30 protein-coding genes are annotated in these 25,016 nt (G+C 66.1%); 26 read left to right on the forward strand and 4 right to left on the reverse strand.

Annotation, left to right across the window (positions count from 1 at the left end; genetic code table 11):
• Positions 1 to 118: 118 nt before the first annotated feature.
• The 5 genes from AC5RTS_RS09215 to AC5RTS_RS09235 all read left to right on the forward strand — a co-directional run bounded on the left by AC5RTS_RS09215 (position 119) and on the right by AC5RTS_RS09235 (position 3,723).
• Complete coding sequence (locus AC5RTS_RS09215) at positions 119 to 376, forward strand: hypothetical protein (RefSeq protein ID WP_493991761.1); 258 nt, start codon at positions 119 to 121, stop codon at positions 374 to 376.
• A gap of 44 nt (positions 377 to 420) precedes the next feature.
• Complete coding sequence (locus AC5RTS_RS09220) at positions 421 to 1,140, forward strand: bacterial proteasome activator family protein (RefSeq protein ID WP_493991762.1); 720 nt, start codon at positions 421 to 423, stop codon at positions 1,138 to 1,140.
• A gap of 10 nt (positions 1,141 to 1,150) precedes the next feature.
• Positions 1,151 to 1,612 (forward strand): hypothetical protein, encoded by a 462-nt coding sequence (locus tag AC5RTS_RS09225; protein ID WP_493991763.1) that lies wholly within the window; start codon positions 1,151 to 1,153, stop codon positions 1,610 to 1,612.
• A gap of 106 nt (positions 1,613 to 1,718) precedes the next feature.
• Entirely contained in the window at positions 1,719 to 2,729 is a 1,011-nt protein-coding gene (locus AC5RTS_RS09230) for an NAD-dependent epimerase/dehydratase family protein (protein ID WP_493991764.1), read from the forward strand.
• A 157-nt stretch (positions 2,730 to 2,886) separates the two neighbouring features.
• Positions 2,887 to 3,723 (forward strand): aldo/keto reductase, encoded by an 837-nt coding sequence (locus AC5RTS_RS09235; RefSeq protein ID WP_227929397.1) that lies wholly within the window; start codon positions 2,887 to 2,889, stop codon positions 3,721 to 3,723.
• Between the two features lie 96 nt (positions 3,724 to 3,819).
• On the opposite strand, the gene AC5RTS_RS09240 is transcribed toward AC5RTS_RS09235, so the two are convergent.
• The 4 genes from AC5RTS_RS09240 to AC5RTS_RS09255 are packed head-to-tail and all read right to left on the reverse strand — an operon-like array spanning position 3,820 to position 6,999.
• Entirely contained in the window at positions 3,820 to 4,203 is a 384-nt protein-coding gene (locus AC5RTS_RS09240) for a flagellar assembly protein FliW (RefSeq protein ID WP_493991765.1), read from the reverse strand.
• On the reverse strand, positions 4,200 to 5,090 hold the full coding sequence (gene flgL, locus AC5RTS_RS09245) for a flagellar hook-associated protein FlgL (protein WP_493991766.1): 891 nt from the start codon (positions 5,088 to 5,090) through the stop codon (positions 4,200 to 4,202). The genes AC5RTS_RS09240 and flgL overlap by 4 nt, the downstream gene beginning before the upstream one ends.
• A 3-nt stretch (positions 5,091 to 5,093) precedes the next feature.
• On the reverse strand, positions 5,094 to 6,494 hold the full coding sequence (gene flgK / locus AC5RTS_RS09250; protein WP_493991767.1) for a flagellar hook-associated protein FlgK: 1,401 nt from the start codon (positions 6,492 to 6,494) through the stop codon (positions 5,094 to 5,096).
• 19 nt (positions 6,495 to 6,513) lie between these two features.
• On the reverse strand, positions 6,514 to 6,999 hold the full coding sequence (locus tag AC5RTS_RS09255; RefSeq protein ID WP_493991768.1) for a flagellar protein FlgN: 486 nt from the start codon (positions 6,997 to 6,999) through the stop codon (positions 6,514 to 6,516).
• A 304-nt stretch (positions 7,000 to 7,303) separates the two neighbouring features.
• Between AC5RTS_RS09255 and AC5RTS_RS09260 the strand changes: the two genes are divergently transcribed.
• The 21 genes from AC5RTS_RS09260 to AC5RTS_RS09360 all read left to right on the forward strand — a co-directional run bounded on the left by AC5RTS_RS09260 (position 7,304) and on the right by AC5RTS_RS09360 (position 25,013).
• Positions 7,304 to 8,146: a sigma-70 family RNA polymerase sigma factor gene (locus tag AC5RTS_RS09260; protein ID WP_493991769.1), complete on the forward strand. Its 843-nt coding sequence runs from the start codon at positions 7,304 to 7,306 to the stop codon at positions 8,144 to 8,146.
• A gap of 156 nt (positions 8,147 to 8,302) precedes the next feature.
• Positions 8,303 to 9,160 carry a flagellin N-terminal helical domain-containing protein gene (locus tag AC5RTS_RS09265; RefSeq protein WP_493991770.1) on the forward strand — a complete coding sequence of 286 codons (858 nt, stop codon included), beginning with the start codon at positions 8,303 to 8,305 and terminating at the stop codon, positions 9,158 to 9,160.
• 180 nt (positions 9,161 to 9,340) lie between these two features.
• Entirely contained in the window at positions 9,341 to 10,675 is a 1,335-nt protein-coding gene (gene fliD, locus AC5RTS_RS09270) for a flagellar filament capping protein FliD (protein ID WP_493991771.1), read from the forward strand.
• A gap of 2 nt (positions 10,676 to 10,677) precedes the next feature.
• Positions 10,678 to 11,115 carry a flagellar export chaperone FliS gene (fliS, locus tag AC5RTS_RS09275; RefSeq protein ID WP_493991772.1) on the forward strand — a complete coding sequence of 146 codons (438 nt, stop codon included), beginning with the start codon at positions 10,678 to 10,680 and terminating at the stop codon, positions 11,113 to 11,115.
• Positions 11,105 to 11,449 carry a hypothetical protein gene (locus tag AC5RTS_RS09280; protein ID WP_493991773.1) on the forward strand — a complete coding sequence of 115 codons (345 nt, stop codon included), beginning with the start codon at positions 11,105 to 11,107 and terminating at the stop codon, positions 11,447 to 11,449. The genes fliS and AC5RTS_RS09280 overlap by 11 nt, the downstream gene beginning before the upstream one ends.
• 240 nt (positions 11,450 to 11,689) lie before the next feature.
• Positions 11,690 to 12,031 carry a flagellar basal body rod protein FlgB gene (locus tag AC5RTS_RS09285; RefSeq protein WP_493991774.1) on the forward strand — a complete coding sequence of 114 codons (342 nt, stop codon included), beginning with the start codon at positions 11,690 to 11,692 and terminating at the stop codon, positions 12,029 to 12,031.
• A complete protein-coding gene (flgC, locus tag AC5RTS_RS09290; RefSeq protein ID WP_493991775.1) occupies positions 12,031 to 12,423 on the forward strand; it encodes a flagellar basal body rod protein FlgC in 393 nt (130 codons plus the stop codon). Before AC5RTS_RS09285 ends, flgC begins: the two co-directional genes overlap by 1 nt.
• Positions 12,423 to 12,728 (forward strand): flagellar hook-basal body complex protein FliE, encoded by a 306-nt coding sequence (fliE, locus tag AC5RTS_RS09295; RefSeq protein WP_493991776.1) that lies wholly within the window; start codon positions 12,423 to 12,425, stop codon positions 12,726 to 12,728. The genes flgC and fliE overlap by 1 nt, the downstream gene beginning before the upstream one ends.
• The gene (gene fliF, locus AC5RTS_RS09300) at positions 12,728 to 14,323 is read left to right on the forward strand and encodes a flagellar basal-body MS-ring/collar protein FliF (protein ID WP_493991777.1); all 1,596 of its coding nucleotides are present in this window, start codon (positions 12,728 to 12,730) and stop codon (positions 14,321 to 14,323) included. Before fliE ends, fliF begins: the two co-directional genes overlap by 1 nt.
• 26 nt (positions 14,324 to 14,349) lie before the next feature.
• Positions 14,350 to 15,393 (forward strand): flagellar motor switch protein FliG, encoded by a 1,044-nt coding sequence (gene fliG, locus AC5RTS_RS09305; RefSeq protein WP_493991810.1) that lies wholly within the window; start codon positions 14,350 to 14,352, stop codon positions 15,391 to 15,393.
• The gene (locus tag AC5RTS_RS09310; RefSeq protein WP_493991778.1) at positions 15,383 to 15,994 is read left to right on the forward strand and encodes a FliH/SctL family protein; all 612 of its coding nucleotides are present in this window, start codon (positions 15,383 to 15,385) and stop codon (positions 15,992 to 15,994) included. The genes fliG and AC5RTS_RS09310 overlap by 11 nt, the downstream gene beginning before the upstream one ends.
• Positions 15,991 to 17,322: a FliI/YscN family ATPase gene (locus tag AC5RTS_RS09315; protein ID WP_493991779.1), complete on the forward strand. Its 1,332-nt coding sequence runs from the start codon at positions 15,991 to 15,993 to the stop codon at positions 17,320 to 17,322. Before AC5RTS_RS09310 ends, AC5RTS_RS09315 begins: the two co-directional genes overlap by 4 nt.
• Positions 17,322 to 17,756, forward strand: coding sequence for a flagellar FliJ family protein (locus AC5RTS_RS09320; protein ID WP_493991780.1), 435 nt, complete (start codon positions 17,322 to 17,324; stop codon positions 17,754 to 17,756). Before AC5RTS_RS09315 ends, AC5RTS_RS09320 begins: the two co-directional genes overlap by 1 nt.
• Positions 17,753 to 18,448: a C40 family peptidase gene (locus AC5RTS_RS09325; RefSeq protein WP_493991781.1), complete on the forward strand. Its 696-nt coding sequence runs from the start codon at positions 17,753 to 17,755 to the stop codon at positions 18,446 to 18,448. The genes AC5RTS_RS09320 and AC5RTS_RS09325 overlap by 4 nt, the downstream gene beginning before the upstream one ends.
• Positions 18,445 to 20,124 (forward strand): flagellar hook-length control protein FliK, encoded by a 1,680-nt coding sequence (locus tag AC5RTS_RS09330; protein WP_493991782.1) that lies wholly within the window; start codon positions 18,445 to 18,447, stop codon positions 20,122 to 20,124. Before AC5RTS_RS09325 ends, AC5RTS_RS09330 begins: the two co-directional genes overlap by 4 nt.
• A 14-nt stretch (positions 20,125 to 20,138) precedes the next feature.
• Entirely contained in the window at positions 20,139 to 20,651 is a 513-nt protein-coding gene (locus AC5RTS_RS09335) for a flagellar hook capping FlgD N-terminal domain-containing protein (protein ID WP_493991783.1), read from the forward strand.
• A gap of 42 nt (positions 20,652 to 20,693) precedes the next feature.
• Positions 20,694 to 21,881 (forward strand): flagellar hook protein FlgE, encoded by a 1,188-nt coding sequence (locus AC5RTS_RS09340; protein ID WP_493991784.1) that lies wholly within the window; start codon positions 20,694 to 20,696, stop codon positions 21,879 to 21,881.
• 210 nt (positions 21,882 to 22,091) lie between these two features.
• Positions 22,092 to 22,433, forward strand: a complete 342-nt coding sequence (locus tag AC5RTS_RS09345; RefSeq protein ID WP_493991785.1) for a flagellar FlbD family protein — start codon at positions 22,092 to 22,094, stop codon at positions 22,431 to 22,433.
• On the forward strand, positions 22,433 to 23,245 hold the full coding sequence (locus AC5RTS_RS09350; RefSeq protein ID WP_493991786.1) for a motility protein A: 813 nt from the start codon (positions 22,433 to 22,435) through the stop codon (positions 23,243 to 23,245). Before AC5RTS_RS09345 ends, AC5RTS_RS09350 begins: the two co-directional genes overlap by 1 nt.
• Complete coding sequence (locus AC5RTS_RS09355; protein ID WP_493991787.1) at positions 23,242 to 24,054, forward strand: OmpA/MotB family protein; 813 nt, start codon at positions 23,242 to 23,244, stop codon at positions 24,052 to 24,054. Before AC5RTS_RS09350 ends, AC5RTS_RS09355 begins: the two co-directional genes overlap by 4 nt.
• Before the next feature lie 74 nt (positions 24,055 to 24,128).
• Positions 24,129 to 25,013: a flagellar motor switch protein FliM gene (locus AC5RTS_RS09360; RefSeq protein WP_493991788.1), complete on the forward strand. Its 885-nt coding sequence runs from the start codon at positions 24,129 to 24,131 to the stop codon at positions 25,011 to 25,013.
• Positions 25,014 to 25,016: the final 3 nt, after the last annotated feature.

Here is a 25,016-nt window from a genome sequence, read left to right on the forward strand (position 1 = left end):
GCCCAACCACGACGGCGGTGCCGCGGCTTTTTCGGAAGCTGCGGCACCGCCGTCGCCCGTTCACGTCCCTTTGTTGCGTTCCCTTGAGTGTCCGCGCGGATGCTGATTGGGTGGAGGAATGCGAAAAAAAGACGATCTGGAGGCGCTGCCGGAGCACCTCCGCGAAGACATCAGCGCCACCTCCGCCCCCAATGTGGAGGATGAAGACGGGCACCTGGAACAGGACATCAACCTGCCCGCCGAGGAGAAGGCCTCCGGCCCCGAGTTCGACAGCCGGCATTACACCGCCGGCCAGCTGAACGCCGGCGCCCAGGTCGCGGGGCTGAGCCCGGACGGCGAATACGCGAAAAACCGCGAGGAAGAGCTGGAAAGCTGACCACCCCGGCGGCAACCGGAACCAACCGTGAGAGCATTAATCCCATGACTGAACAGAACGGATCCTCCGAACGGCCGCAGGCCGCGGACGTTCCGGTTGGACAGAAGTCACCCGAGACCCCTGACGACGGCGGAACAGGGCGCGCCCCTGCAGGCGATACCGGCGGCGCGGCTGCTGCCGGGAACGGCGCCGCGGCGGGGCACCAGGCTGATGGCCAGGGGATGGAGGGCCAGTCTGCGGACGGGCATCACAAGTCCAAAAGCGGCCCGGCCAAGCTGAATGAGCTGGTGGATGAACCCGCAAAGGTCATGCGGATCGGCACCATGATCAAGCAGCTGCTCGAAGAGGTGCGCAATGCACCCCTGGATGATGCCGCCCGGAACCGGCTGGCGGAAATCCATGCCCGTTCGGTGAGTGAGCTGGAGGACGGGCTGGCGCCGGAGCTCGTGAATGAGCTGCACCGCATCAACCTGCCGTTCCTGGACGATGCCACCCCCACCGACGCCGAGCTGCGGATTGCGCAGGCCCAGCTGGTCGGCTGGCTGGAAGGGCTGTTCCGCGGCATCCAGACGGCCATCGCCGCCCAGCAGACCGCCAACCAAATGGCTGCCGGCCGCCTGCAGTTGCGCCAGCTGCCGCCCGGGACCATGCTGGCCCCGGGAGTTGTTATTGGAGATGACGGGGAACCGCACCGTGCGCAGGGACCCCAGGGAACGGGTAGCCCGCGGCAGGAACCGCACTCGGGCCCCGGTCAGTACCTGTAGTAGGACGTAGATGGCACTTTTTGCAGCCGCCCGGCAGGGGCGGAAGGACGACGTCGAACTCGGCAAGGGCGTGTGGCGCCGTGCCCATGACCGGTTTACCCGCGGCCTGGACCGCTATTACCAGATGCTGGAGGGCGTGGAGGATGACGCCCTCTACAACGGGCTGGTGACCGTTGCCAATGACCTGGCGGCACTGCTGCCGCGCGTGCGCGCCGTATGCACCCAGGCCCAGCAGCAGCAGCCCAGCAGCGGGCAGAACATTCCCGGCGCCATGACCGCCGTGCACCGCGCCCTCTCGCGCAGCGGCAACTCCCTGGCCGCCGCCGCGGAAGCCGCGGCCATGTCCCGGCTGGAAGGGGAGCGCTGGGGGATTGCCTCGGCCGGACTGGAGAACGTGCACCGCCGGGCTGCCCTGGTGCAGGACGATGTGGCCGAAGCCGAGCGGGCGTTGAACGAAGCTGCGCTGCGGTAGGGGATTGCCGCATTTGGTGACCCCCCACCTCGCTGGAAGCGCCGTTTGCGTTGTGCCGGCGGCATAAACCAGTGCTTTTCCGTTCCAAAACTGTGAGTGTCATCGCATGAGGATTCTTGTACTGGGTGGAACGGCTTGGCTCGGTTTCGCCGTCGCAAAGGCCGCGCTGGCGATGGGTCACGACGTCACGTGTGTGGCACGCGGGGACAGCGTGCCGCCGGGCGCCGGTCTCGTTCGTGCGGATCGCGAAAACGACGATGCTTTGCAGAAACTGGGCATGGACCGGTGGGATGCGGTAATCGACGTGGCCCGGCAGCCGGCATTTGTGCAGCGTTCTGTTCGGGATCTTGAAAAGGCCGCCGACCGATACATTTTTGTGTCCACGGGAAATGTCTATGCATCTCAAAAAGAGGTGGGCGCGGACGAAGACTCACCTCGTTTACCTCCCCTCCAAGCCGACAAAATGGCCACGCCGGATGATTACGGGCCCGCCAAAGTGGCTTGCGAGGATGCTGTGCTGGCAGCTTTCGGCCCGGACCGGAGTGTGATTGCCCGGGCTGGACTGATCGGCGGCCCGGGCGATCCCAGCGGACGCACCACCTACTGGGTCCGCCGATTCGCCAGCCCTTCGAACGAGACCGGTACCGTCCTCGTGCCGGATGCGCCGGAGCTGCCCACCGCCATGATCGATGTCCGCGACCTTGCCGCCTGGCTGGTCCGTATGGCGGCAAACCGCACCGGTGGCATTTTCAATGCTGTCGGCAACCCTCTCTCCTTCCTCGAACACACGAACATTGCGCGTTCCATTGCCGGGCATCAGGGGCCGGTTATCGCGGCCCCGGAACAATGGCTGCTGCAGCAAGGCGTCAATGAATGGGCGGGGGAAGGGTCTTTGCCCTTCTGGCTCGTTGATCCCGAATGGCACGGCATGAACGCGAGATCCAACAAGCGTGCCGTCGATGCCGGGCTTCAGCTGCGTCCGGTGCAGGAGACGCTGAGTGACATCCTGGTTCAGGAACCGGCCCTGGGCGCTGACGAGACTCCCCGGTCGGGACTGGCCAATTGGAGAGAGGCCCAGTTGCTGAATGACCTGACCGAAGTTGGGCTCGTACGCTGAACAGGCCGCAAACCGAGGTTCCGGGGGCCTCGAGGATCCGTCCCACCTCGAACCCCGCCCGCAAAGTATTCACGGGAAACGGGAATAGGGTCAGCGCTCTTTTCGCGGTGAGCTTATCGGCTTTGTTTCCGGGGGCCCGCGGGATAAGGATGTGGGAATGACTACATCACCGGTTCTGACTTTTAATGACGGCAACACCATTCCCCAGCTCGGCTACGGCGTGTGGCAGGTTGAGGACGAGGTTGCCGAAAAGGTAGTGGGGCAGGCCTTCGAGGTTGGCTACCGCCACATCGATACGGCCAAGATCTACGGCAACGAGGCCGGCGTCGGCCGCGCCATTGCCGCCACGTCGGTTCCCCGCGAGGACATGTTCATCACCACCAAGGTGTGGAACGCGGACCAGGGCTACGAAGAAACCCTGAAGGCCTTCGACGCCTCCATGGAGCGTCTCGGCCTGGAAACCCTGGACCTGTACCTGATCCACTGGCTGCAGCCGAAGCAGAACAAGTACGTGGACACCTGGAAGGCCCTCGTGGAACTGCAGAAGCAGGGCCGCGTAAAGTCCATCGGCGTCTGCAACTTCACCAAGGAAGCCCTGCAGGAAATCATCGACGCCACCGGCGTGGTCCCGGTCCTGAACCAGGTGGAAACCCACCCGTACCTGAACCAGGCCGACCTGCGCGCCTTCGAGGCAGAGCACAACATCCTGCACGAGTCCTGGTCCCCGCTGGGCTCCGGCAAGGGCCTGCTCGAGGATCCCAAGCTGGTGGAGATCGCCGCGAAGTACGACGGCGCCACTCCGGCCCAGGTGGTCATCGCCTGGCACCTGGCCCTGGGCAGCATCGTGATCCCCAAGTCCGTGACCGAGTCCCGGATCCGGGAAAACTGGGAAGCGCTGAACCTCAAGCTCAGCGATGAGGACATTGAGGCCATCAACGCGCTGGACAACGGCACCCGCTACGGCGCGGATCCGGCCACGGCCGACTTCGCCTAACAGCCGAGAAACACCAAAGGAGCACACCCCGCGGGGTGTGCTCCTTTTTCGTGTGGTGGGTCCGGCCGGCTTGGCGTGGTCCCGCTAGGCCGGGGGTTACGCGGCGACCGGCTCCAGCGGAGCACGGACCGGCCAGTCCTGGCCTTCCAGGATGACCTGGGCGCAGCTGCCGGTGTGGACGTTGAGCACAATCGGTGCCAGCAGGTTGACGGTGGTGCCGTCCAGTGCCGGGTTGGCGACCACCAGCACCGCAGCGTCCTCGGAAGTGGCCAGGTCCAGCTGGCGGCGCTGGTCGTCGGTGATTTCCGGATGGTAGTCCGGCAGGTACACCGAAGCGTCCAGTACATAGAGGCGGTGGTTGCCGCCGGACGCGGCGGTGAGGGCGAACAGCCCCGCGGCGCCGTCGATCTCTTCCAGCTCGAAATGCACCTCCGGAGCCAGTCCGGGAGGCGGCGTCAGGAACGTCAGGCCCGTGCTCATCGCAGGAAGTCCATCAGCGTCGGCTGCAGTGCCCGTGCGGTGACGGCCAGGGCCGACTGGTAGGCGACTTCCTGCAGCTTCATGTCCAGGATGACCTTGGCGGTATCCAGGTCCTCGATGCCGGAGCGGCGGGTCTCCAGGCTGATGGACTGGTCCGCCAGGGTGTCCTTGGCCTTGAGTGTCGCTGCGTGCCGCACACCCAGGGCAGAGTGTTCGCGCAGCACGGTGTCGGCGGCGGCGTCGATCTTGGTGAGGTACCCGGAGGAATCCTTGTTGGCCTTCAGATCGGAGACCAGGTCATCCACCAGCCGGAAGACGGAATTCTCGCCCTTGCCAAAGACTGCTTCACCATCGGTATCAACGCGCATGAGCGTACTGCTGTCCAATCGGCGCGTAGTGGGGGTGCCGCTTCCGCTGTAGTCGTAGGTGCCTGCGGCATCCTGGGTGAAGGCCTTGCCGGTGTCCGAGGTGCCGGCAAAGACGGTGCGGCCCAGGTAGGTGGTGTTGGCCTCGCGCAGCAGGTCCGTTTTCAGGCCCTCCAGCTCGGTGGCAATGGCCTGACGGTCCGTGGGGGACATGGTGCCGGTGCTGGCACTGAGCGCCAGATCCTTGACCCGCCCGAGGATCTTGTTGGTGTTGGCGAGGGCACCGTCGGTGACACTGAGCCAGCCCTCGGCGTCGCTCACGTTGGAAGCGTGCTGGGTGTTGGCCCGGATTTCGGCCCGGACCTTCATTGCGTTGGCGGTGCCGGTGGGATCGTCGGAGGGACGGGCAATGGCGGAGGAGGAGGTGACCTGCTCCTGCAGCTTGGCCATCCGGGACATGCTGGCCTGCAGGTTCTGCTGGGCCGTCCGGGCCATGGTCTGGTTGGTGGTGCGGCTGATCACGGGTTACCTTCCCACAATTCCGGTGCGGTTGATGAGGGTGTCAAGCATTTCGTCAATGGCGCTCATAACGCGCGAGGCGCCCTGATACGCGTGCTGGTACATCAGCAGGTTCACGTTCTCCTCGTCCAGGTCCACCGAGGCGTTGGACAGCTGCAGGTCCACGGCCGAGGAGGAAGCCACGCCGGCCAGGGTGGCCTGCTGCAGTTCCGCCCGGCTTTGGGCCGCGGTGGCGGTGACGAAGCCGCTCCACACCTTGTCCGCGGAACCGGCCTTGGAGCCGAGCTGGGAGATCGCTTCGGCCAGGCTACCGTCCAGGGCACCGGCGTTCGGGTACCCGGCGGCAATGCCGGAGGCATTCGTCGGGATTGCCTTCAGGGTGGTGGCTGCCGGATTGCCGACGGCGAAGAAGTTCAGTCCGGTGGTCCCCGCTGTGGTGGCGCCCTGCGCATGCAGTTCGTTGACGGAGGCGGCCAGCGTGGCGGCTACCTCGTTGTAGGACGCTGCGGCCTTCGCGAAGACGCCGCCGCTGCCGGCGGAGGCGAGCAGGGAAACGGCACCAGCAATTTCGCCTTTGCTGATTCCTGCCGTGCCGGGACGGTCCGTCCAGCCCACGGCGGTTTCCCGGGAGTCCTCCATGGAGGTACCGCCGGTGACCTGCAGGGTACGGGCGTTGGTGCCGGAGACCAGGGCGTTGCCGTCAATGAGCACATCCACCATGCCGTCCGCGGATTCCCGGACGGTGGCGCCGCTCAGGGCGGAGATGGTGGTCGCCAGGGCGTTGCGCTGGTCCACCAGTTCGTTCGCGGAGGCGCCGGAAGCGAGCGTGGACCGGATAGCACCGTTGAGGGCGGCCAGCTGCGCGGCGCTGGCGTTGAGCTCGCCCACCATGTCATTGAGCGAGCCGCGGGTGCTGTTCCACTGGTCCTTGACGGTGTTGTACCCGTTGGCGATCTGGCCGGCGACGCCGCCTGCCGCGTTCAGCAGCACGGCAGCGGCAGCGTTGTCGCCGGGGCTGTTTTTCATGCCCTGCCACGCGGCGGAGAAGTTCTGCAGTGCAGCGGAGAGGCCGTTTTCACCGGGTTCGTTGAAGCTGTCCTCCAGATCGATCAGCGCATTTGCGCGGACCGCGGAGTAGCCGGCCACAGCGGCGGTGCTGCGCACCCGGGTATCCAGCTGCAGGCTGCCCAGACGGGCAATGGAATCCACGGACACACCCTGGCCCACGCCGGTGCCGGCGGCGAATTTGCCGGTGGGCGCCACCGAGGGGGCGGCGGAGGTGTTCAGGCGCTGGCGGGTGTAGCCGGCCACATTGGCGTTCGCCACGTTCTGGCCCACTACGTCCAGTCCCTTGCGGGCGGCCGAGAGGCCGGTGTACGCCGTGTTAAGGCCGCTGAAGGTGCTCATTGCTTAGAGGTCCTTAACGTCAGATGTTCTGGTCAACCAGCCGTGCGGCTGACGTATGAGCGGCCGAGGTGCCGGACGCCGTGTAGGTATTGGCTTCGGGATTCAGCCCGGCCAGGGTTTCCTGCGCCGAGCGCGCGGCGGTGCGCAGGAACTGCTCATTGATGTCCCGCAGTTCGCGGATCTTCACGGTCAGCTCCGTCATGGCCTGCAGGTGGGCGCCGAAGATCTCGGTCCACGGTCCGGGTGGGGCAGCGGCCACCAGCTCGCGCAGGGTCGCGTCTTCGGCAGTGCCCCACTCCGCGGCCAGGCCGGCGACGGCGACGGCGCGGCCCAGATCGGCGGCGCGCAGGCGCTCAAGAACCTGCTCCACTTCACGGGTGGCATGCGTCAGCCACTTGGTTTTCCCGGAGGTAAGCAGCAATTGTTCTTCTTCGAGCTTGAACACAAGAAGTTCCAATAACTCGCGTTCCTCCCAGAGAAGCGCCGAGAGTTTCTGGGTACCCATGCTTAGCTCACCTCCTAGGTTGTGCACTGAATATCTATAAGCAGAACTAAGACGTCTGCTTCCAGGCCCCAACCTGCGGCAAAAGTCTTCGGTTTGGCGTACATCTGGCTATTTGTCCGCCACAAATGACTATCGGCCGGTTCCCTCTCAATGTTAGTGGTATGTTTCAGCTAAAGCGCTTGAGCGTGGATACCGCAGGGGACTCAGCCACTGACCACGAAGCCGGCGCACAACTGGAGACAGTTGGGCAACTGGAAAAAACAGTTGGGTCATTTGGGGAAACAAGGGCTTGGGGGTCCAAAAATTGAATCGCGCTGAACGCAATGCCCTCGTGGTGGAAAATCTGCCGCTGGTTGGCTATCTCGTATCCGAAGTCTGCGCCAAAGCCACGCACCTCTCGCGTGATGATCTGGCGTCCGCCGGGTCCATAGCCCTTATAACGTCGGCGGATTCCTTCGATCCGACTCTCGGGGTGCCATTCGGTGCCTACGCCCGCCGCCGCATTGTCGGCGCGTTCGCGGACGAGATGCGCTCCAGCGACTGGGCCACCCGCTCCGCGCGCCGCCGGATCAAGGAAACGCTGGCCGTCAAGGAAACCCTCACCGCTGCCCTGGGCCGCACACCGAACGTGGATGAGATTGCCTCCGCCCTCGGCGTCGACCGTACCGTGGCGCAGGATGCCCTGACCGATGCCTCCCGCACCGTGTCCAGCCTGGATGAGTCCGTCTCCGACTTCCTTGTCACGGACCTGCCCACCCCGGAAGGGTCGCTGCTGGCCTCGGAGCGGCTGAAGTACCTGACCGCCGCTGTGGCCGCGCTGCCGGAGAAGATGCGGTACATCGTGGAGGAGATCTACTTCCATGACCGCACGGTGAAGGATCTGGCCGAAGAGCTGGGCAGCACCCATTCCGCCGTCTCCCAGCAGCGTGCCGAAGCCGTCCGCCTGCTCCGCGACGGACTGGGCACGCATTACTCGGACGAGGGTGCTGCCCCGCAGATCTCTTCCCGGATTTCTCCGGCCCGCCGGAACGCCTACCTAACCTCAGTGGGGGACCGGACGGCCGGCGGTATTACCCGTCATCACCTGGCGCCGGTCATGCCTGCCGCGTCGGTACTGCCTCCGCTGTTCAATCCTGCAGCGTCCTAGGGGCTCCGGCTGCGAATACCGGCCAATAATCCGTTGAGGAAAAGGTTTAAAAAACTTTTCCCGAATTCCTAACACCGAATGATGCTCCGCCGATAGCTATGGTTGCAGGCCCACGGACGGGCCTGCGAACACAGCCCGCTCACGGAGGAATACATCATGGGTTTCACAATTAACACCAACGTTTCATCGCTCAACGCCATGCGTAACTTGAACCTGAACCAGACGCAGCAGGCCAAGTCGGTGGAGCGCCTCTCCAGCGGTATGCGCATCAACCGTGCTGCCGACGACGCTGCAGGTCTCTCGATCTCGGAAGGCCTGAAGAACCAGGTTTCCGGCCTTCAGGTTGCCGGCCGCAACGCTCAGGACGGCGTCAGCCTCATCCAGACCGCTGAAGGCGCCCTGACCGAGGTCCACAACATCCTCAACCGGATGCGCGACCTGGCCGTGCAGTCCGCGAATGATACGAACAATGAAGCATCTCGCGGAGCCATCGAGTCCGAGGTCACCGCTCTCACGAGCGAGCTCGACCGCATTGTCGAGAAGACCAACTTCAACGGCATTCAGCTGCTGGACAATACGAACAACGTTGACGCGACAGTAACCAAGGCAAACGTGAGCATTCAGGTTGGCGCTTCTGCTGAGGACACCATCGTTGTCGATCTGGCGGACGTTGCCGGCACAATGACGACGCTGAAGGGCACAGGCGATACTGCGCTCTCGGTCTCCACCGAGGCCGGTGCCCAGAAGGCTATCGCGGCTCTGGATAAGGCCATCGCCAGCACCTCGGAGCAGCGCGCCACCCTCGGTGCACAGCAGAACCGCCTGGAATCCACCGGACGCTCCATCGCGGTGTCCGTGGAGAACCTCTCCTCGGCCAACTCCCGCATCCGCGACACGGACATGGCTCAGGAAATGGGTAACTTCACCAAGTCCCAGATCCTGTCCCAGGCAGCCACCGCCATGCTGGCCCAGGCCAACCAGATGAACTCCGGCGTTATGTCGCTCCTGCAGTAGTAGCACCGCCTGACCAGATTCATCAGCAGTAACCGCAGAGCCGGCAGGTGAATGGCCGCTGGCGGCGGGGAAACATGACTTGGACCTCACGCTTCCCGCCGCCAGCCCATTCCCTGCCTTCGGTTTTTCACAGCACTACCGGCAGCACTCTTCCAGCAGGACTTCTCAAGGAGCATTTCCATGGCGCTAGGCATTGACGGGCTGATCAGTGGCATCGACACCACCGCCATGATTGCTGACCTGATGAAGATCGAAGCCCGCCCGCAGGCGATGCTCAAGCAAAAGGTCGAAACCAACAAGCTGTTCGCCACGGCCCTGCAGAACCTGAACACCAAAATCGCTTCGCTGGCCGAGGCCGCAGGGAAAATCGCCAAGGCAGGTGGCACCGATCGGTATGCCGCCGTCACCGGTGCGGAGACGGTTCAGGCGACCGTAAAGCCCGGTGCCGCCGCCGGTTCGCTGGACCTCACCGTCAACAAACTGGCCACCGCCCAGGTATCCCTCTCCGGTGCCATGGCCGCCTGGCCCAACGGTGACGCCCTCGCCATCTCCGCCAACGGAACCATCACCGAGCTGGACACCGCCGGCAAAAGCCTGGACGAGGTGATCAGCACCGTCAATAAGGCCAACCTGGGTGTCACGGCCGTGAAGATCGCCGCCGGCAGCGTGGACGGCGTGCAGCAGTACCGCATGCAGTTCAGTGCCGCCGCCACCGGCGCCGCCGGGGCATTCACTGTCTCCCAGAACGGCACCGATCTGGGCTCCATCCGTGCCGGTTCCGACGCCGAGGTTACCCTCTGGGCCGGTGTTCCGGGCGCGGAAACAAAAATCACGTCCGCCACCAACACCTTCGCGGACCTGATGCCCGGCGTCGACATCACCGTCTCCGCGGTGTCCACCGACCCCGTCACCGTCGCCGTGAGCCGCGACACCAAAGCCATTTCCGACGTCGCCGCCTCCCTGGTCGCCAGCCTCACCGACGTGTTCACCTACATCGACCGGAACTCCACCGTCAGCGTGAATACCTCGGACGGCGTGACCAAAACCGTCGGCGGCGTGTTCACCGGAGACTCGGCCACCCGCTCCCTGAAGCAGTCCATCATGGACGCCGCCACCGGCGCACTGGAGGGGAGTTCGACGTCGACCATCGGCATCACCCTCACCAAGTACGGCACGGTCGAGTTCGACGCCGAGAAGTTCACCGCCGCCCTCAAGGCGGATCCGGAGAAGACCCAGGGCGCGCTGGCCGCCATTGCTGCCCGGGTCGAAACCGCAGGCAAAGCCGCGTCGGACAAATACGACGGCTCCATCACCAAGCGGATCACCAGCCAGGAATCCATGGTGCGGACCCTAAACACCCAGGTGGAGGATTGGGACCGCCGGCTGGCCTCCCGCGAATCCACGCTAAAGCTCATCTGGACCAACCTGGAAGTCAAACTCGGCTCGCTGAACAGCCAGATGGACTGGCTGACCGGCCAGCTCGATTCCCTCTCCGCCAACTCGAGTAAGAAGTGACCGTGAACTACGGACTTGCGGCCAAACGCGCCGAATATGCCCGGAACGCAGTGCTCTCCGCCTCACCGGCGCGGCTGCTGACCATGCTCTACGACCGGCTGCTGCTGGACCTGGCCCGGGCCGAAGAAGCGCAGCGGAACAGCAACTGGCAGGTGGCCTCGGAAAACCTGCTCCATGCCCAGGCCATCATCACCGAACTGCTCGGCACGTTGAAGACCGATGTGTGGGAGGGCGGGGAGAACCTGCACGCCCTGTACACCTATTCGCTCTCCACCCTGATGAACGCCAACATCAGCCGCGACGCGCAACTGACGCGCGAGTGCATTGACCTGCTGGAGCCGATCCGGCTGGCCTGGCATGACGCCGCCGGCCAGCTCCCGGCCGCCGGCGCCGCACCGGCAGCGGCCGGCATCCCGGGAGGGGTCCTCGGTGTCGGCTGAATCCGCGGAGCCCTACCGCACCCCGGCGGACCTGGCCAACTTCCTGCTCTGGGAAACCGTCCTGACGCAGCTCGAAGACAACCTCGAGGCCTTCCTGGAAGGACAGTCGCTGGTGGAACAGGCCAACGAACTGGCCGCCGAATGGGAGCCGCCGGCCGAACTCGGTCCGCTGCCCCAGGAACTGGCAACGCGCGCCCGGCTGCTGTCCAAGGCGCAGGCCCGGGCCTACGCCCACCTGCGCAGCGAATCCCGCACCAACCGCAAGCAGTCCATGCTGATTAACAGCATTCCCGGACCGTCCTCGGCACCGGTTTATCTGGAAGTCGACGGATAACCGGGAAGTCAAAAACCTCAGGGTGCCGTCGAAAAACAAATACCAAGGGTACTTGCTGATTTCCAAAAGCAAGGCTGCTGTCTTTCCGCGTAACGCATACCTGCAAAAAGTAAAAAAATTACTCGGCATTCCACTTACATGGATTTGCGCCATGCCGATAATTCCCAGTGAGCATGGATCGCTCACGCATTAGGCCACGGATCGGCCGCACTGTCCCTTTAGCGAGAACTGGGTTCCACTGTGTTCGATTCCGTTTCCTCCATTGCGCTGCAAAGTGCCCTGGACGGGCTGGCCCTCCGCCAGCGCGCCATCGCGAACAACATTGCGAATGTGAATACCCCCGGCTACCAGGCCCAGCGCGTCAGCTTCGAAGACGCCCTCGCCAAATCGGTCAAGGCCGGCAACGGTGCGGCAACCGCCACCACATCACGCTCCCTCGAGCCCACCCGCCTGGACGGCAGCAACGTCAACCTGGACACGGAAACCCTGTCCAACATCGATACCGTGCTGCGCTACCAGTTCGCCACTCAGGCCGTTGGCGGAGAAGCCAACTCCCTCCGCACCGCAATGAGGACCAACTAATGACTTTTGACGCCATCGGCATTGCCGCCACCGGCCTCACCACGCACCGCAAGTGGCTGGACGCGGTCTCCGACAACCTGGCCAACGCCAACAACGTCTCCAGCACCGACGGCGCCGCCTTCCAGGCCCGCTACGTCGTAGCCCAGGAAGGCGCGGAAGGCAACGGCGTCTACGTTTCCGGCGTCCAGTACGGCGACGCCGAGGGCCGGATGGTCTACCAGCCGGACCACGCCCTGGCCGATGCGGAAGGCTACGTCCGCTACCCGGACATTGACCTCTCGGAACAGATGGGCAACCTGATCCTCGCCCAGCGCGGCTATGAAGCCAATGCCGCCGTCGTTGACCGTGCCAAGAGCACGTATGAAGCAGCACTGCAGATTGGACGCTCCTAATGCCTGTTCCCGCCATCGCGGCCGTCAGCGGCACCACGCCCACGGCCTACGTTGAGATGGTGAAGCCGGCCGTCTCCACCGACGGATCCTCCTTCGCCTCCTCGCTGACCGGAGCCGTGGACAACGTCACCGATCTGTCCGCCCAGTCCAAGACCCTCGCCGTGCAGGCCGTCACCGGCGATCTGGATGACATCCACGCCGCCACGATCGCCTCCACCCGGGCGTCCCTGACACTGGAACTGGTTGCCGCAGTACGCAACAAGGGCGTTGACGCGTTCAACGAGATCATGCGGATGCAGGCCTGATGCCGCCGGCAGTGAAAGGCATGGCCGGCCGCTTCGGCTCCACCATCCGGGAATTCAGCCTCGCCCAGAAAACCATCGCCATCATCGGCGTCGCCGTCCTGGCCCTCGGCGTGGCATTGCTGGCGTCCTGGCTGACCAAGCCCGCGTACACGCCGCTGTTCTCCGGCCTGCAGGCCGAGGACGCCAACAACATTGTGGAACAGCTCAAGACCGACGGCGTTCCTTACGAAATTGCCGGCGGCGGCGGCACCATCATGGTGCCCGAGGAAAACGTCTACGACCAGCGGCTCAAGGCCGCCGGCGCCGGCCTGCCCTCCGCCTCCACCGGCGGTTACTCGCTGCTGGATGAAATGGGGGTCACCTCCTCCGAATTCCAGCAGTCCGTCACCTACAAGCGGGCCCTGGAAGGCGAAATCGCCAAGACCGTGGGGTCCATTGACGGCGTCAAGAACGCCTCGGTGCAGCTGGCCATCCCCGAAGACACCGTGTTTGTCTCCGAAAAGTCTGATCCCACCGCGTCGGTCTTCGTCGAAACCGCCAACGGCACTACGCTTACCGCGGACCAGGTGCAGGCCATTGTCCACCTGACCTCCGCCTCCGTGGACGGTATGCAGTCCACCGACGTGGCCGTGATTGATGCCACCGGCACGGTGCTCTCCGCCGTCGGTGTCGGCGCCACCGGCTCGGCGGACAAGCAGGCCACGGACTACGAGCAGCGCGTGGGCGCCTCCGTCCAGTCCATGCTGGACCGCGTGGTGGGCCCCGGCAACGCCACCGTGGCAGTGGCCGCGGACATGAACTACGAATCCGCCAACCGGGTGGAGGAGTCCTTCAACGCACCGCAGGACACCCCGGCACTGAACGAGTCCACGAGCGTGGAGGAATACACCGGCGCCAACGGCAACACCGCCGCCGGCGTACTGGGCCCGGACAACATCGCCGTGCCCAACGGGGGGAACGACGACGGGTCCTTCCGTTCCGAGACGAGCACCAAGAACAACGCGGTCAACAAGGTCACCGAAACCCGGGAGATCCCGGCCGGTTCCCTGAACCGGCAGACGGTCTCGGTGGCGCTGAACACGCAGGCCGCCGCCGGACTGAACGTCGCGGACCTGGAAGCCCTCGTGGCCTCCGCCGCCGGCATCAACGTGGAACGCGGGGATGAAATCACCGTGGAAATGGTGTCCTTCAACGCCGACGGCGCAGCCCAGGCACAGGGTGCCCTGGCCGACGCGCAGGCAGCGGAGGAAGCCGAACGCCGCGCCCAGATGCTGCAGATGGGCATCATCGTGGCCGGCATCGTGCTGGTGGTCATCCTGGCCCTCGTGGCTTACGCCATGCGCTCCCGCCGGCAGAACCGCGAAGTGGTGGATCTCGGCGAACTGCCCGAACTGGACCCGCTGGCGCCCGCCGCCGGCCTGGCCATGCTGGGCGAGCCGGTGCCGGAAGTTCCCACGGACACGGCGTCGCTGCAGATTGTTGCCGCCACCGTGGACCAGGACCGCAAGCGCGCCGAGCTCGATGCGCTGGCCGCCCAGGACCCGGTCCGCACCGCTGACTACCTGCGTAACCTCATGGAGGAGACCCGGTCATGACCGAGCTTGCCACGGCCCCGGTGGGGATGCCGCTAGCGCTGGTCCCCACCGCCCAGCCCGAGACCAAGGAACTGACCGGCATCCAAAAAGCCGCCGTCATCCTGATGCAGCTGGAGACCTCCCGCGCCGCTGTGGTGATGCAGCAGTTCACCGAGGCGGAAGCACAGCTTATTGCCGCGGAGATCGTCCGGCTCAAGCGCGTGGATGCCAGCCTGGCCGAGAAAGCCATCAACGAGTTCTATGACATGACCGTTGACGGCCGCCGCCGTGCCCACGGCGGCCGCGACGTCGCCATGGGCCTGCTGGAAGCCTCCTTCGGCGTCGAGCGTGCCTCCGGCGTGATGGAGCGCCTCGCTTCCTCCATGGCCGGCAAGTCCTTCGAATTCCTCGAAACCGCCGAACCGAACCAGGTGATTTCCCTGCTGGACGGGGAACTGCCGCAGACCATCGCCCTGGTCCTGGCGCATATGCGCCCCCAGCGTGCCTCCGCGGTACTGACCGGCCTGAACGCCGAACTGCGTACCGACGTGGCGCAGGCCATCGCCACCATGGCCCGGGCCACGCCCGAGGCCGTGCGCGTGGTCGCCGAAACGCTGAAGTCCCGTGCGTCCGCGCTGGGCGCCGCCCGCGAGGCGTCGGACGCGATCGGCGGGGTGCAGCCCCTGGTGGACATCATCAACCGCTCCGATGCCGTCACCGAACGCGCCCTGCTGGAAGCCCTCGAGGAACGCGATCCGGATCTTGCCGAGGAAGTCCGCTCCCGGATGCTCACCTTCGCCGACCTGGTCAAGCTCGAACGCCGGGACGTGCAGCTGGTGCTGCGCGGCATCGACGTCGGCACCCTGGCCCTGGCCATGAAGGGCGCCACCGAGGCGGTGCTGGACGCCATCCGCACCAACGTCTCCGAACGCAACCGCGAATTGCTCGACGACGAAATCAAGGTCTCCGGACCCGCCCGCCTGTCGCAGGTGGAAGAGGCACGCGCCAACATTGTCCGGGCCATTCGCGAAATGGAAGCCCAGGGCATCATCGAGGTGCACCACGCGGACGAGGAGGAATATGTCTACTGAACAGCAGACGTTCTCCCGGCTCGTCTACACCGCGCTGGGCGCCACCGACGAAGACCAGCTCAATGCGCAGGTGGAAGCCCGCGGCCACGCCGCAGGGTATGCCGCCGGCCTGCGCGCCGCCGCCGCGGATACCGAGCTGCTGCGCCGCACCCTGCGCGAGCAGTACGAGGATGAGGTACGCCGCGGGCAGGAACTGATCAACCGCACCGTCGCCACCTTGAACGCCGCGGTCTTCAGCCTTGAAGGCCGCACCATCGCCCTGATCACCGATATGCAGGACACCCTCGCCGCAGCAGCCATCGAACTGGCCGAAGCCCTGCTGCGCCGCGAACTGGCCGACGACGAAGCCTCCGCCCGCTCCGCCCTGGTGCGTGCACTGGAAGGTGTGGACACGGACCTCGTCCAGCGGGTGCGGATGCATCCGGTGGACCTGGCAGCGCTGGATGAAGAGACCCTCCGCCGTGCCCGCGTGGACTTTGTGGGCGACGCCGGGCTGCAGCGCGGAGACGCCGTCACCGAGTTTCCCAACGGCTACCTCGATGCCTCCCTCAGCGGCGCTCTTGAGCGTGCCCGCCGGGCCCTGCTCGAGGATGCCGGATGACCGCCACCGCATGGCGCCCCCGCAGCGCCGGTTTCGCCGCCGCCCTCCGCACCGCCGCCCCGCAGCGGGTCGGCAGGGTGTCCTCCGTGCTGGGCCTGAGCGTGGAAATCTCCGGCCTGGACTGCGGTGTGGGTGACCTGGTGTCCATCGGTGAACCCGGTTCCGCCGTCGACGCCGAGGTAGTTGCCGCCACCCGCGAAGGCGTGCGCTGCATGCCGTTCGGCCGGCTCACCGGCCTGACCGCCGGAGCCCCCGCCCGGTCCAAGGGCACCCCGCTGCTGGTTCCCACCGGCACCGGACTGTTCGGCCGCGTGCTGGACGGCCTGGGCCGGCCCATCGACGGCAAGGGCCCGCTGGACATTGAAGCCCTGGTCCCGCTGGACCACGAAACCCCCTCCGCCATGCTCCGCACCCGGATTGACACCCCGCTGCAGCTGGGCGTGCGGGCACTGGACACACTCACCACAGTGGGCCGCGGCCAGCGCATGGGCCTGTTCGCCGGGTCCGGCGTGGGCAAGTCCTCGCTGCTGTCCATGATTGCCCGCGGCACGGACGCCGAAGTGTCCGTCATTGCCCTGGTGGGGGAGCGCGGCCGTGAAGTCCGCGAATTCCTCGAAGATGATCTGGGTGCCGAAGGCCTGGCCCGCTCCATCGTGGTGGTCTCGACGTCGGACGAACCGGCCCTGATGCGCCTGCGCGCCGCTTTTGTGGCCACCCGCATCGCCGAGTCCTTCCGCGACCGCGGCGCCGACGTGATGCTGATGATGGACTCGCTGACCCGCGTAGCCATGGCCCAGCGCGAAATCGGACTCTCCGTGGGCGAACCGCCCGCCACCCGCGGCTACCCGCCCTCCACCTTCTCCCTGCTGGCCCAGCTGCTGGAACGCGCCGGCACCGGTGAACAGGGGTCGGTCACCGGCATGTACACCGTGCTGGTGGACGGCGATGACCACAACGAGCCCATCGCCGACAGCGCCCGGTCCATCCTGGACGGCCACGTGGTGCTGGACCGCAAGCTCGCTGTCTCCGGCCACTTCCCGTCCGTGGACGCTCTGGCCTCCATCTCCCGGGTGGCCTCCCGCGTCAACCCGCGCGAACGCAGCGACGCGGCTTCCACCCTTCGCCGGGTCATGGCTGCGCGGCGGGCGGCACAGGATCTGCTCGACGTCGGCGCCTACCAGCGCGGTTCCAACCCGCTGGTGGACGCGGCAGTGGATAACGAAGACGCCATCAACGCCTTCCTGCAGCAGCGGATGGATGAACAGACCCCGGCGGAAACCGCCTGGACGCAGCTGCACCAACTGACCCGGATGCTGGGGGTGTCCTAATGTCCCGTGCCTTTCCGCTGGCCGGCCTGCTTCGCCTGCGCCAGCTCCAGCAGGACCGCGCAGCCGGTGAACTCTCTGCCGCCAACGCCCGTGACCGCGAAGCCCGGCAGGCCCGCGTTGAGGCCTATGCCTCGCTGGAAACCTCCAGCAGCGACGCGGTGGACGCCGCCACCATGAACGCCATTGCCGCCGCGCGCGCCTCCTCCCGGAGCATGCTCGCGGACCTGAACGCCCTGGGCACGCAACGGACCGCCGAGGTGGAAGCCGCGCGCGCCGAGTTTTCCGCCGCCCGCGCCCGGTCCGTGGGCCTGGAAAAACTGCAGGGCAAGCACGCCGAGGCAGAAGCCGCCGAGAGCCTGCGTGCAGAACAAACCATCCTGGATGAACTTGCCGGCACCGCCTGGCACCGCCGGCAGAAGGAAGCCAACTCATGAGTATGACTGACGCCCTGGGGCGGATCGACGAAATCCGGAGCACCCTGAGCCAGCTCTCCGGCGCCGCAGGTGCCACAACAGCTGCGCTCGGTACGACGTCGTCCGCAACGGGAACGGATGCGCAGTTCGCTTCCACCCTGTCCTCCCTGACGTCCGCGGCAACCGGGACCGCGGGGGCTGCAGGGGCCGCTGCGGCTGCCACCGGCGGAGCCGCTGCCGACGGCAAAGTGCTCGACGCCGTGCAGAAGTACCTTGGCCTGCCCTACATCTGGGGCGGCAATGACCCGGCACAGGGGCTGGACTGCTCCTCCTTTGTACAGAATGTCTACAAGGACCTTGGCTACACACTGCCGCGCGTCACCTGGGACCAGATGAACTCCGGAACCGAGGTGGCCTCCCTGGCCCAGGCCCAGCCCGGCGACCTGATCTTCAGCCACGACGGCGGACACGTAGCCATCTATCTGGGCAACGGAAAGGCCGTGGACGCTCCGCAGCCGGGGCAGACCATTGCCATCCGGGATGCCTGGGAGAACGACAGCAACATCACCACCATCCGGCGCATCCTGCCCACCGAGACTGCCGGCACCGCCGGATCCCTTTCGGCGCCCGGTGCTGCCGGCGTTCCCGGTATTTCTGACCTGGTCGCCTCCGCCCGGGCCGCGCAGGCCGCACTGATGGGATCGGCAGCATGAGTGCCGCCGCCGGGCTCCTCCGGCCTGCCGCCCCTGCGGTACGCGACTCTGCCCTGCACGGAGCACTGACCGGCGCCCGGGCGGGGTCCGGTTCGCAGGATGCGGCGCAGGGCTTCGGCTCCTCCCTCGAAGATGCCGTCAACGCCGCGCAGGACAGCACCGGTAATAAGGACAGCACCGGTAATAAGGCACAGCGCCGCGACGCGGGGACGATGTCCGCGGGGCCCGGTGCAGATGCATCCGATGCCTCCCGAGCTGGCGCGGCTGCGTCGTCTGCTGCAGGGTCCGCGACGACGGTTTCCTCAGCGGATGCTTCTCAGGACGGTACTTCCCTGCACGGCGCCTCCCTGTTGGCGGAGACAGCCGGGGGAGCGGCCCTGGCCGCCGCGTTTTCCGGCCTGTCCGGTAGCAGCCTGCCCGGCATGTTCCTGCCCGTGACAGACGGTTCCGGTGCCGGTCCGGTTGCCGCCGCAGAAACCGTATCTGCGGGGGAAGAGGCACCCGCTGCAGCAGCCGCTGTCCCTGCCGGAACCGCATCCGCGGAAACCGGAACGCCGGCCGGGGCCAGCACCGCCGCCAATGCAACCGCACCGAGCGCCGCCACCAATGCCGGCATCATGACCGCTGCCGGTGGTGCCGCTACGATCAACACCGGTAACGCCGCTACCCGCCTTCCCGGACCCGGTGCGGGCTCTTCGGAAGCGGCATCTGTGCCTGCAGCGCCTGCACCCCTGACCGAGGGAACCGCCGGCACCTCCGGCACCGCAGGCACCACCGCAACGGAAGGCACCACCGAGACCGCAGGCACCTCCGCGGCAACGAGCGCTGCCCCGGCTCCGCACCAGCAGAACACTGCAACCCAGGCCGGCTCAGCTGCGCACGCTGCGCAGGTTCCCGCCACCACCGCCACCGTGTCCGCTGCAGGCCAGTCGGCCGGTTCGGCCGGTCCGGCTGCTGCCCCGGGAGCAGCGCAGCCGGCATCCCGGCAGGCCACGGGGACAGGCGCCGGCGTCAGTGCTGCCGCTGGCCCTGCTTCCTCCACCGCCTTCGCCGCCATGCTCTCCACCGCGGCCGGCAACGATACTGACGGAACGGCCGCGCTCGGAACGACAGTGCCAGGAGTACCGGCGCCGGAGGGTGCCGCTCCCGCCGTCGCACCGGTTGCTCCTGCCGCCGTTCCCGTTCCGCAAACCGCCGCGCAGCAGGGCGTCGCCGCCCCGGCAGCCGCGCACCCCGCTCCGGCACCAGGCACACCGCTGCTGAACCAGGTGGCACAGCCGCTTTTCAGCCTCGCCACCGCGCAGCAGGGTGAACACGTGATGACCCTGAGCGTCACGCCGGAGAACCTCGGCCCGGTAACCGTCCGTGCGCACGTAGGCGCCGACGGTGTGCGGATTGAACTCTTCGCGCCCTCCGATACCGGCCGCGAGGCACTGCGGACCCTGCTGACCGACCTGCGCCGGGACCTGGCCGCTTCCGGGATGAGCGCCAACCTTTCCCTGTCCTCACAGGACTCCCCGGGCAGGGAAGGCACCGAACGGGGCGACGGAGAACCGCGGCCCGGAACCGGCACCGACGCGCCGCCGGGCCAGCGCCGGCCCGAGGCAGACACCGTCCCACGCACTTTCCGTCCCGGATTTACCGGCACGGCCTCAACCATCGACTTCCTGGCTTAGAAAAGGAGACCACTGTGCCCGTTGACGCAATAGCGGCAATCGGCGGCGGAAACACCGCCGCAGCAACCCGCGCGCCCAAACAAACCCTGGACAGCGAGGTCTTTATGCATCTGCTGGTCACCCAGCTGCGCAACCAGGATCCGAGCTCGCCCATGGACACCAATGAGATGATCGCCCAGACCACCCAGCTGGCCTCCATGGAACAGCTCACCGCCATGGCCAAGATGGATGAAGAGAATTTCTCCCTCCAGATGCGCATTGCCGCGGCAGCGCTGATCGGCCAGTCCGTCACCTACACCAACGAAGCAGGGGAGTCCGTCACCGGAATCGCCCGTTCCGTGTCCTACGCAGCCGGTGTTCCCACCGTCAACGTCGACGGCGTGGACATCCAGCTGGACAGCATCTCCGGCGTCGTCTCAACAGCTGCAGCCGCACCGCCGGCAGCAGCACCGGGCTCCGCTCCCGGGACCGCACCCGGGACCGAACCGGAAGACACCGCGCCGGTCCCCGCACCAGCCACTGCATAACCCTCCACCTCCCGGCACCACCCAAGCTGAAAGGCGCCAGCCATGCTTCGCTCCCTTTACTCCGGCATCTCCGGACTCCGTTCACACCAGACCATGCTTGACGTCACCGGCAACAACATCGCCAACGTCAACACCACCGGCTACAAGGCCACCGCCGTCCAGTTCCAGGACACCCTCTCCCAGTTGACCCAGGGCGCCACCGCACCCGGCGCCAACAACGGCGGCGGCAACCCGGCACAGGTGGGCCTCGGCGTGCTGGTCTCCGGCATCACCACCAACTTCACTCAGGGCTCCGCACAGTCCACCGGCCGGGCCGAGGACCTGATGATCTCCGGCGACGGCTACTTCATTACCCGCCAGGGCGCCCAGACCACTTACACCCGCTCCGGTGCCTTCAACCTCGACGCCTCCGGCCGCCTGGTCTCCACCGACGGCAGCATTGTCCAGGGCTGGACAGCCGATGCAGCCGGCAACATCAACACCGGCGGTGCGGTAGGCAACATCACCCTGCCCGACGGCGCCATCTCCCCGGCCTCCGCCACCAAGACCGCCACCATGGGCGGCAACCTCCCGTCCGAAACCCCGGCGGGCGGCTCAGTGGTCAAGGACATGAACGTCTACGACGCCAACGGCAACGTTTCCGTAGTCACCATGACCTTCACCCGGGTCGGCACCTCCGGTGCACCCGGAGAGGGGTGGACGGTATCGGCAGATGACGCCACCGACGTCACGCTCAACTTCGAGAACGGTGTGCAGTCCACGGGCAACCCCAAAACCTTCACCGTAAACGGCGTGGCCGTGGACCTCACGGCGCTGACCAGCTACGCCGGTGTCAGCACCGCCTCGGTGACGGGCCAGGACGGCCGCAGCGCCGGCACCCTGGAATCCTTCTCCATCGCCAAGGACGGCACCCTGATCGGGTCCTTCACCAACGAGTCCAAGATCGCCCTGGGCCGCATTGCGCTGGCCACCTTCACCAACCCTGCCGGTCTGGAGAAGGCCGGCAACTCGGGCTACACCGCCACGGTGAACTCCGGCAACGCCGTCATCACCGGTCCCGGCGAGGCCGGCAGCGGCGGCATCGGGTCCGGCATGCTGGAAATGTCCAACGTGGATCTCTCGCAGGAATTCACCAACCTGATTGTTGCCCAGCGCGGCTTCCAGGCGAACGCCCGCATCATCACCACCTCGGATGAAGTGCTGCAGGAACTCACGAACCTCAAGCGCTAGTTCCGGGGACCTCTCCGGGTGAACGGCTCCGCGGCACGGTGTGCAGCGGAGCCGTTCCGCGCTTAACCCGCACCGGACACGCACCTTGCGTGCCCCGGCGTCGTTGTTCCCGCGGTGCCGCAGCCGGTCTTCCTAACGACGGCGTTATTCCGGCCGAAAGTAGGGGTGAGGACCTATCGGAGTCCTGCGGAACCGAACCTGGACGGGGCAATGATTGTACTTACGCGTCTCAATGATGCTCAGTTCGCGATCAACCCTGACCTGATCGAGCGGATCCACGTCAATCCGGATACCACGCTGGTCATGGTTGACGGTTCGAAATACATCGTGACCGAAAGCCTGCAGGAGGTCATCGACCGGATTGCGGCCTACCGGGCACAGGTGATTTCCATGGCCCGCGACATTCCGCCGCAGATTTACGAACGGCCCGGTCTGGGCCTGGTGCCGGAGGTTTTCTCCGCGGAGCCGGCCGGTGACAAAACCGGTGACAAAACAGCCGGGGACAGTACGCCCGGCGGCAAGACAGTGCCCCTTCGCCCTAGGAACAGCTAATGGATCCAGCAACAATTATCGGGTTAGTCCTGGCCTTCGGGTCGCTCTACGCCATGATCACCCTCGAAGGCGCCCACGTCTCCGCACTGCTGCTCCCGGCCCCGATGATCCTGGTTTTCGGCGCCACCATTGCCGTGGGGCTGGCCGGCGGAACGCTGAAGGACTTCCTGATCTCCTTCAAGGCCGTTCCGCGCGCCTTTATGGGTAAGACCCCGCAGCCGCAGGAGACCATTGACCGGGTGGTCCTGCTGGCCGAGAAGGCGCGCAGCGAAGGCCTGCTGTCCCTGGAGCAGGACGCCGCCGAGGTGGAGGATCCGTTCCTGCGCACGGCGCTGCAGAACATCGCCGACGGCACGGACGGTGAGGAACTGCGGATGCTGCTCGAGGACGAAGTGGCCACCAAAACCGCCAGCGACAAGATCCCGGTCAAATTCTTCAACAGCCTGGGCGGTTACGCGCCGACCATCGGCATCATCGGCACGGTGGTGTCCCTGACCCACGTGCTGGAGAACCTCTCCACCCCCGACCATCTGGGGCCCATGATCGCCACCGCCTTTGTGGCCACCCTGTGGGGCCTGCTGTCGGCAAACTTCATCTGGCTGCCCATCAGCACCCGACTCAAGCGCCTGGCCGATCTGGAAGCAGAGGAAATGACCCTGCTGATGGAAGGCGTCCTTGCCCTGCAGGCGGGCAGCCAGCCGCGGCTGCTCGGCGAACGGCTCCGTGCCATGGTGCCGGCGCATGCCCTGGGCACCAAGAGTGAGAAGGCGGACAAGGCCGACGTCGGCGACAAGGTGCAGGACGCAGCGTGAGCGCCAGCAAGCGGCGACGCCCGAAGGTAGAGGAGGACGAGCACCCGGACGAACGCTGGATGGCCTCCTACATGGACATGGTCACCGTGCTGATGTGCATGTTTATTGTCCTGTTCGCCATGTCCAGCGTGGACGCCGAGAAGTTCGCCCAGCTCAAGGAGTCCCTGGCCACCGGATTTGGTGCCGAGGAAACCAATACCGTGGACACCGCCGTCGGCATTGTGGTGCCGCCGGAGATGGTGGACAGCGAGGAGGTCATCGAGCCCGACGCCGCCCTCGCCGCGAAGGAAGTTGATGACCTCTCCCAGCTGCAGGACGCCATCTATGCCGGCCTGCAGGAGAAGGGCCTGGAAGACGCCGTCCGCTTTGAGATGGATGAACGCGGCCTGACCATCCGTCTGGTCAGTTCCGAAATGTTCTTCGCCCCGGACCTGGCCGACCTCACCGGCGAGGCCGTGCGGGTGCTGGATACCGTGGGGCCGGCCCTGGCGCCCACCACCTACCAGGTCTCCGTTGAGGGGCACACCGCGCAGGTGCGCCAGTTTGCGGACAACGCCCTTGACTGGGAACTCTCCTCCTCCCGCTCGGTTAACGTGCTGCGCTACCTCGTGTCCAAGGGCGGAGTGGTCCAGGACCGCATCAAGGCCGTGGGCTACGGCGAATCACGTCCGCTGACCCCCGGCCTGTCCGCGGCGGAACTGGCGCAGAACCGGCGGGTGGACATAGTGGTGCTGTCCGGGCAGAGCGAGGACGTACGGTCGCTGATTCCGGGCATTGTGGCCGAACGCAAAGCCACGGCAGGCACCTAGCTTCACTGCTTACGCACCCGGCCCGCCTGCCGATAGTGCGGGATGTGACGGTCCAAGAATCACCTTCCTTAGGCGTGCCTGCGCGGGGTACGCATTCCAAATCCAAACCTGTTGAGGTCTACGACTTCAGCCGGCCCACCACCCTCGCCCGCGAACATGCGCGGGTGCTGGAAATGGCCTTCGATACCTTCGCCCGGCAGTGGGGCACCCAGCTCACCGCCAAGGTGCGCGTGCTCTCGCAGGTCACCTCCGAGGACGTCCAGGTCCTCAGCTATGACGAATACGCCGCGTCCCTGCCGGACAACACCGGCATGGTGCTGTTCAACATGGGCAGCATCCCGGCCAAGGCCGTCATCCAGTTCCCCGTGGCGGCGGCGCTGTCCTGGGTGGGGCACATGCTCGGCGGCACCGGCTTCCAGACCGCGCCGGACCGCAAGTTCACCCACATTGAGCAGGCCCTGCTGGGCAAGATCATGGATGACGCCGTCGAGGATCTGCACTATTCCCTCGGCCACCTCCTGACCGCCCCGCTGACGCTCTCCTCGGTGCAGTACAACTCCCAGTTCGCGCAGGCGGCAGCATCAGGGGATCCCATGATCGTGGCGACCTTCGACATGGCCGTCGGTGAAACCACCGCTCCGGCCACCGTGGCCATTCCCGCGGCGGCCGTGCTCCCGCAGCTGGACCCGCTGGGTGCGCAGGCCAGCACTGCCACGCCCGCCGAACTTGTCCAGCTGCAGATGGAACATGTGCCCGTCAAGGTGTGCCTGCAGCTCGAACCCATCGTGGTGAAGCCCGCCATGGTCCTAAACCTTGCCGTGGGTGACGTCCTGAATCTCGGGCACCCGCGCCACCGTCCGTTGAACGTGACCGTAGACGGTCAGACCCTGGCCCAGGCAGCCGTCGGAGCCAGCGGCTCCCGGCTGGCCGGCAGCATCGTCAGCATCGAGGAGAACTAACGC

The sequence above is a fragment of the Arthrobacter sp. MDT1-49-2 genome, from assembly GCF_059090185.1.